Origin of the sequence: Longimicrobium sp., assembly GCF_036387355.1 — a bacterium.
Classification (GTDB): domain Bacteria; phylum Gemmatimonadota; class Gemmatimonadetes; order Longimicrobiales; family Longimicrobiaceae; genus Longimicrobium.
In genome coordinates, this window is sequence record NZ_DASVTX010000537.1 from 1 (window position 1) to 6,834 (window position 6,834).

Annotated in this window: 6 protein-coding genes and 1 pseudogene; 5 read left to right on the forward strand and 2 right to left on the reverse strand. The window is 70.2% G+C overall.

Annotated features, from left to right (window positions below; all coding sequences use genetic code 11):
* Positions 1-140: 140 nt before the first annotated feature.
* The 4 genes and pseudogenes from VF665_RS23155 to VF665_RS23170 form a co-directional block, all read left to right on the forward strand.
* Entirely contained in the window at positions 141-1,946 is a 1,806-nt protein-coding gene (locus VF665_RS23155) for a DUF4153 domain-containing protein (protein ID WP_331055853.1), read from the forward strand.
* Between the two features lie 187 nt (positions 1,947-2,133).
* Complete coding sequence (meaB, locus tag VF665_RS23160) at positions 2,134-3,213, forward strand: methylmalonyl Co-A mutase-associated GTPase MeaB (protein ID WP_331055854.1); 1,080 nt, start codon at positions 2,134-2,136, stop codon at positions 3,211-3,213.
* A complete protein-coding gene (locus tag VF665_RS23165) occupies positions 3,210-4,946 on the forward strand; it encodes a methylmalonyl-CoA mutase family protein (RefSeq protein WP_331055855.1) in 1,737 nt (578 codons plus the stop codon). Before meaB ends, VF665_RS23165 begins: the two co-directional genes overlap by 4 nt.
* A 13-nt stretch (positions 4,947-4,959) precedes the next feature.
* Positions 4,960-5,100 (forward strand): annotated as a pseudogene (locus tag VF665_RS23170) (type II toxin-antitoxin system HicB family antitoxin); the annotation flags it as partial.
* 96 nt (positions 5,101-5,196) lie between these two features.
* Here the strand turns inward: VF665_RS23170 and VF665_RS23175 are convergent.
* Positions 5,197-5,742, reverse strand: a complete 546-nt coding sequence (locus VF665_RS23175; protein WP_331055857.1) for an RES family NAD+ phosphorylase — start codon at positions 5,740-5,742, stop codon at positions 5,197-5,199.
* A 20-nt stretch (positions 5,743-5,762) separates the two neighbouring features.
* On the reverse strand, positions 5,763-6,152 hold the full coding sequence (locus tag VF665_RS23180; protein WP_331055858.1) for a hypothetical protein: 390 nt from the start codon (positions 6,150-6,152) through the stop codon (positions 5,763-5,765).
* Between the two features lie 188 nt (positions 6,153-6,340).
* Between VF665_RS23180 and VF665_RS23185 the strand changes: the two genes are divergently transcribed.
* A partial coding sequence (locus tag VF665_RS23185; RefSeq protein ID WP_331055859.1) for a protein kinase domain-containing protein occupies positions 6,341-6,834 on the forward strand: 494 nt, incomplete at its 3' end.

Below are 6,834 nucleotides of genomic sequence, written 5' to 3' on the forward strand. Positions count from 1 at the left end.
CCGGCCGCCGCGCGCCCCGGCCGGAGCGCGCGGGCTTGTGCGCGGGCTTCCGCGGGCCTCTTTTTCGCCCGCCGCTCGCGTTCGGACGAGGGGCCGCCTCCCGTGTCATCCCGCCCTCGCCCCGTTCCACCCGCCCGCCCATGCCCAACCCGCTCACCCGGGCGCTCCGCGCGTACGCCGCCGACGCGCGCGCCGCCGCCACAACCGCGCCGGTGGAAGTGCTCCTCGGCGTCCTGGTGGCCGTGGCGCTTTCCATCGCCGTTCGCGTGGACGGCAACGACAAAGGCTTTGCGCGTGTCGCCGCGAGCGTCGCCATCGCCTTTCCCCTGGTCTTTACGTGCAGTGTGCTGCGGCTGCGCGGCGTCCTGAGCGCGGGCGCGCGCTGGGGGGCGACGGCGGCCATTCTGGCCGCGTGCGCCGCATTCGGCCTGTTCGGGTTCCATCCGGACCGCACGGCGGACGGCTGGCGCTGGCTGATGCTCGCGACCGCCTCCGCCCTGCTGCTGGCGCTGACCCCCGCGCTGCCATGGCATGCGCGCGACCGGCGGCGGAGCTGGGCATTTCCGTGGCGCCTCGCGGAACGGCTGCTGGGGGTGGGCGCCTACGCGGTGGCGCTGTACGCCATCCTTGCGGGCGCCATCCAGTCCGTGGTGACGCTGTTCGACCTTCCGCAGCCGGACGACCTGTTCGCTGATCTGGCGGGCGCGGTGTTCTTTGCGCTGGCGCCGCTGATCTTCGTGGGCGGCATCGGCCGGCTGACGGCGCCGCCGCCGGACGGCGTGCCGGTGGGCGTCAGCCGGCTGGGACGGTGGCTGTACGCGCCGGTGCTCATCATCTACCTGCTCATCCTGTACGCCTACGCGGCCAAGGTGCTGGCCACGGGCGAGCTTCCGCGCAACCTGGTGTCGCCGCTGGTGATGGCGGCGGGGCTCATCGGCCTCGTGGGCGGCGTGCTGCTGGAGCCGGTGCACGGGGACGAGGAGCACCGCGGCCTGAGCGCGCTGGTGCGCTGGCTCCCCGCGCTGCTCCTTCCGCTCGTCCCCCTCGCCGTGTGGGCGCTGCTGGCGCGGCTGGGGCAGTACGGATGGACGGAGTTCCGCTACCTGCGGGTGGGGATCGTCCTTGTTCTCGGCATCCTGGCGGTGATGGGGACGGTGCGGCGGCTGCGCGGCGCGCCTCCGCTGCTGTCGTCGGTGCCCGCGCTGCTGGCGGCGATGCTGGTGGTGAGCGCGCTGGGCCCGTGGAGCGCGCCGGCCGTGTCGCGCCGAGACCAGACGGCGCGGCTGCGGGCGGAGCTGTCGCGGGCCCGCATTGATCCGCGCACCCTGCCCGGGCGGGACCCGGTGATGCTGGACAGCGCCCGCTACCGCCGCGTGACGACCAACATCCGCTACCTGGCGAACTCCCATGGCCCCGCCGCGGTGCGGGCCGTCTTTCCGCGCCTGCCGGACACCGCGACCGCCGCGTGGGACATGCCCGAGCGGCTGGGGCTGCGTCCCGGGTGCCGCAGGGGGCGCGACGAACGGACGGAGGAGCTGAAGTGGGACGCCGGCGTTCCGGGGCTGATCGCCGGCACCCTGCTGCCGCTGGAACTTCGGAGCAACCGTCCCTCCACCCTGGGCACCGGCGCGGCGGCGGTCACGGCGACGCTGACCGCGGATTCCGTGCTGCTGTCGCGGGCGGGGTGGCGGGCCGCCGGCTCGGTGGAGGCGTTCCGCGCGCGGCTGGACCGTGTGGCGGCGCAGTCCTGCGGCCCCCGTGAGTGGCAGGTGATGAGCGGGCCGGTGGATGCGGGCCCGCCCCGCATTGAGCTGCGCGACGCGGGGGGCGCGGTGCGCGCGCAGGTGCTGGTGCGCAACGCCACGCTCGCCCGCCAGGACACGCTGCGCGACGGCTCGCCGCGGCGGCTGATTCAGGTGCAGGGGTTCGTGATCGTCGCGCCCTGAACGGAGATCCCTCCGGCGCACGCCCGGACACACAGAAAACGGATGAACCGATGGATCGTCCCATCTCCCCGTTCTTTCTCTGTGTCTCCGTGCCTCTGTGAGAGCCCAATCCCTTTCCGTTGCAGAAACGAGTCATTCGGACGTCCGCTCGCTTGACAGGACGGCGGATTTTCCGGCACTTTGCGGGATGATCTCCGAAACCTCCGCGCCCGGCGCCGACCTGCTGGAGCGCTTTCGCGACGGCAGGCGCACCGCGCTGGCCCGCGCCATCTCCATCGTAGAGGATGCGCGCCCCGGCTTTGAGCGCATTCTGCACGAGCTGTCCGCCGACATGGGCCGCGCCCACCGCATCGGCATCACCGGGCCGCCGGGCGCCGGAAAGTCGACGCTCACCAGCAAGCTGGCGCTGCACCTGCGCGGCGCGAACGAGCGCGTGGGCATCGTCGCGGTCGATCCCTCGTCGCCGTTCACCGGCGGGGCGCTGCTGGGCGACCGCATCCGGATGAACAACATCAGCACCGATCCGGGGATCTTCATCCGCTCCATGGCCACGCGCGGCCACCTGGGCGGCCTGGCGACCACCACCAAGGAGGTCGCCGACCTGATCGACGCCTTCGGCTACGACCGCGTCATTCTGGAAACCGTGGGCGTGGGGCAGAGCGAGCTGGAGATCGCGGGAACGGCGGACACCTCCGTGGTCGTCCTCGTCCCCGAAAGCGGCGACAGCATTCAGGCCATGAAGGCGGGGCTCATGGAGGTGGCGGACATCTTCGTCATCAACAAGGCCGACCGCCCCGGCGCCGACCGGCTGGCGCAGGAGATCGAGGTGATGCTGCACATGCGGCTGGGCGACATGCCCGCCAATGCGGGGCACCACGGCGTGAGCCTCAAGTCCGTGCAGAAGGCGGCGCGCGAGGGGGTGCAGGCCAAGGCCGAGGAGCAGGGCGGGTGGGCCATCCCCGTGCTCAAGACGGTGGCGCAGAGCGGGGAAGGGCTGGAGGAGCTGGCGCGAACGCTGGACCGCCACCGGGTGTATCTGGAAGAAACGGGCGAGCTGAGCCGGCGCCGGCAGGCGCGGCTGGCCGAACGCGTGCGCGCCGTGGTGGAGCGGCGGTTGCGTCGGCTGGTATGGCTGCGCGGGCCGGGAGAGGGAATTCTGGCGGATCAGCTCGCCGCGCTGGAAGCCGGGCAGGTGTCGCCGTACGCCGTTGCGGACCGGATCGTGAACGAACTGGGGCTGGGCCCCGCCGGAGGAATGCAAGCATGAGCACCGTCGAGCGCAACCTGCCCGCCGCCGCGCTGCGCGGCCAGATCGCCGAAAAGGAACGGGAGATCGAGCGGCTCAAGGCCGACCTCGCCGCCTGGGAGGGCGCGTACGAGCGCACGCCCAAGCGCGACGACACCTTCACCACCATCTCCGGCGTGCCGGTGGAGCCGCTGTACACCGCGCTCGACCGCCCGCAGGCGGGCGAGGAGGAGGTGGCGTTCTACAACGACAAAATCGGGCTCCCCGGCGAGTACCCGTTCACCCGCGGGCCGTACGGCACCATGTACCGCACGCGGTTGTGGACCATGCGCCAGTTCGCCGGCTTCGGCACGGCGGAGGAAACGAACGAGCGCTACCACTTTCTGCTGGGGCGCGGGCAGACGGGGCTTTCCGTCGCCTTCGACTTCCCCACGCTGATGGGCTACGACAGCGACCATCCGCGGTCGCTGGGCGAGGTGGGCAAGTGCGGCGTGGCCATCAGCTCGCTGGACGACATGGAGACGCTGTTCGACGGCATTCCGCTCGACCAGGTGTCCGTCTCCATGACCATCAACGGGCCCGCCATCATCCTGTTCTGCTTCTACATCGTCGCGGCGGAAAAGCAGGGCGTGCCGGCCAGCAAGCTGCGCGGCACGGTGCAGAACGACATCCTCAAGGAGTACCAGGCGCAGCATGCCTGGGTGTTCCCGCCGGAGCCGGCGCTGCGGCTGATCGTGGACATGTTCGAGTGGGCGTCCAAGGAGGCTCCCAAGTACAATCCCATCAGCATCAGCGGCTACCACATCCGCGAGGCGGGGTCCACGGCCACGCAGGAGCTTGCCTACACGCTCAAGAACGGGCTGGAGTACGTGCGCCGCGGGGTGGAGCGGGGGCTGGACGTGGACGACTTCGCGCCGCGCCTGTCGTTCTTCTGGGACGTGCACAACGACTTCTTTGAGGAGATCGCCAAGTTCCGCGCGGCCCGCCGCATCTGGGCCCGCCACCTGCGCGAGGACTTCGGATCAAAGAACCCGGAAAGCTGGCGCCTGCGCACGCACGCGCAGACGGCGGGCGTGACGCTTACGGCGCAGCAGCCGGAAAACAACATCGTGCGCGTGGCGTACCAGGCCATGGCGGCGGTGCTGGGCGGCACGCAGTCGCTGCATACCAACTCGATGGACGAGACGCTGGCGCTGCCCACGGAGCGCGCGGTGCAGATCGCCCTGCGCACGCAGCAGGTGCTGGGGTACGAGACGGGCGTGGCCAACACCATCGACCCGCTGGCCGGCTCGTACTACCTGGAGTCGCTTACGGACCGCATGGAGGCCGAGGCCGAGCGCATCTTTGCGGAGATCGACGGGCTGGGCGGCGTGGTTCCGGGGATCGAGGTGGGCTACTTTCAGCGCGAGATCGCCCGCAGCGCGTTCCGCCAGCAGATCGAGATTGAGCGCGGCGAGCGCACCATCGTGGGCGTGAACGAGTTCACGGTGGAAGGCGAGGAGCTGCAGATTCCGCTGCTCAAGATCACCGAGGCGGCGGAGCTGCGGCAGCGCGAGCGGATGGCCGCCATGCGCCAGAAGCGCGATCAGGCACAGGTGGACGCCACGCTGGAGCGGCTCAAGGAGGCCGCCCGCGGCAGCGAGAACGTGGTGCCCGCCATGCTGGACGCGGTGCGCGCCTACGCCACGCTGTACGAAATCCGCGCGGCGATGGAAGAAGTCTTCGGCGCCTACCAGGAGCCGGTGTTCTTCTGATCAGAGAGCAACCATGAAGCTGCAGGTCGTCGTTCACGAAGCCGAAGAGGGTGGATACTGGGCGGAGGTGCCGGCCATCGCCGGCTGCGCCACCCAGGAGGAAACCTTCGAGGAACTGCTGTCCAACCTCTACGAAGCGGTTGCGGCGGTTCTCTTCTGACGCTCGGTCGCGGGATGCTGGATGCGAACAGGGGCTCGTGCACACGCACGAGCCCCTGTTTTGTCGGCAGATGGACAGAGGGAAAGCCGGTCAGCCGATACCCAGAAGACGCGACGCCTCGGCCACGGCGGGATGGGCTGGATGTAGCGGGACGGGCGAGCCGTAGATGAGGGCGCGGGGGGGAACCTGATCGCGGAAGAGCACGACCGTGTGCCACTCGCCCCAGAACGCGGACCACCACCGCAGGCCAGCGTGTCCCCGCGCATGCAGGGTCGCGGAAATCGCCTGGGTCGTGGTGCGTGTACGCGCCGCAGGAAGGTCAGCAGTCACCCCAACATCCTGCAGGACCGACGGATCGCACAGGTCGATGATGCGCGGCCACACGAATGAATCGACCGTCACCGGCACCAGCGCGTACGTGTGACCCCATGCGGTGAGATCATCCTCGTTGATGGGGTCACGCGAGTTGCGGAACCCCTGGATCATCTCGGCCACGGCGTGCTCCTCGCTTTCCGCGAGGTACAGCACGCCGAGCGGATTGCCGGGAAGGTCAAAGCGGCTCCGCCCCTGCCCGCCGGGTACAAAGGTGGCGGAGAAGCGTTCGCCTTCCGCCGCCCCGGGATCCCACGGAAACACTCGCCAGAGCCGCGCCGGGTTCACGCAAAGGCCCCGGTCTTCTGCGCTTCGATGGCGGCGATCACGTCGGAAAGCCGGCCCTCGCGCAGCAGGCTGATGGGACGGCGGTCACCCAGGTGGGCGTTGACTCCGGTGAGCCACTTGGGGATCGAGGACTCCGCCAGAAATCCGTTGAGCAGGGAGATCACGGCATCCAGGCCGATGATGCGGTCACGGTTGTCGGGATCGGGAACCTGCCCTTCGCGCCAACGCCGCGGCTGGGCGCGGCTTACGCCAAGCACCTCCGCCACCGCTGCATCGCTGCCCAGGATTTCCGTGATGGCGCTCAGCCGGTCGGTCGCGCGCCGGAAGTGGATGTTCTCCTGCTGCGCCCCTCTGCGCCGCTCCAAGGCTGGTTCCAGCTCAACCATCGTGGTGCTCCGTGATTGAAGACCTTTCTGTGTGCGCTACAAAATATGTAGCGCAATGATGTGTTGCGCAATGGTCGTGCAGCCGCGGCGAAAGCGCAGCCGGTCGCGCGGAGGGCGAAACGTCTGCATCTTGAGTGCGTGGAATCATCCCCGATCCCAACCCGGCTCCATCCCGCTTCCGCTGCGCCTTGGCCGCGACTCCGTCCCCTGCGATCCAATCCCTCACCGGCCGGCGCCTGGACGGGCGCTACCGGGTGGAGTCGCTCGTGGGCAGCGGGGGGATGGGCGCCGTGTTCCGCGCGTGGGACGAGCGGCTGGGGCGCACGGTGGCGGTCAAAGTGCTCGCGCTTCAGCACGCCGATCCCGGGCGGGAGGCGGAGTTTCGCGCCATGTTCCACGCCGAGGCGCGCGCGGCGGCATCGCTGCGGCACGCCAACGTGGTGACGGCGCACGACTTCGGGTCTGACCGGGAGCTGGGGATGGACTACCTGGTCATGGAGCTGCTCCCGGGGATGGACCTGGGCGAGCGGCTGGCGCGCGCCGCCGGCCCGCTCCCCACGGCGGAGGCGCTGGAGATTCTGCGCGAGGCGGGGATGGGGATCGCCGCCGGCCACCGCGCGGGGCTCATTCACCGCGACGTGAAGCCGCGCAACATCTTTCTGGTGGAAGACCCGGACGGCGG

What these genes read in the sequence shown, in the direction of transcription:
- VF665_RS23165 (WP_331055855.1), top strand. Translation starts at nt 3,210, where the DNA reads ATGAGCACCGTCGAGCGCAACCTGCCCGCCGCCGCGCTGCGCGGCCAG.
- VF665_RS23155 (WP_331055853.1), top strand. Translation starts at nt 141, where the DNA reads ATGCCCAACCCGCTCACCCGGGCGCTCCGCGCGTACGCCGCCGACGCG.
- meaB (WP_331055854.1), top strand. Translation starts at nt 2,134, where the DNA reads ATGATCTCCGAAACCTCCGCGCCCGGCGCCGACCTGCTGGAGCGCTTT.
- VF665_RS23180 (WP_331055858.1), bottom strand. Translation starts at nt 6,152, where the DNA reads ATGGTTGAGCTGGAACCAGCCTTGGAGCGGCGCAGAGGGGCGCAGCAG.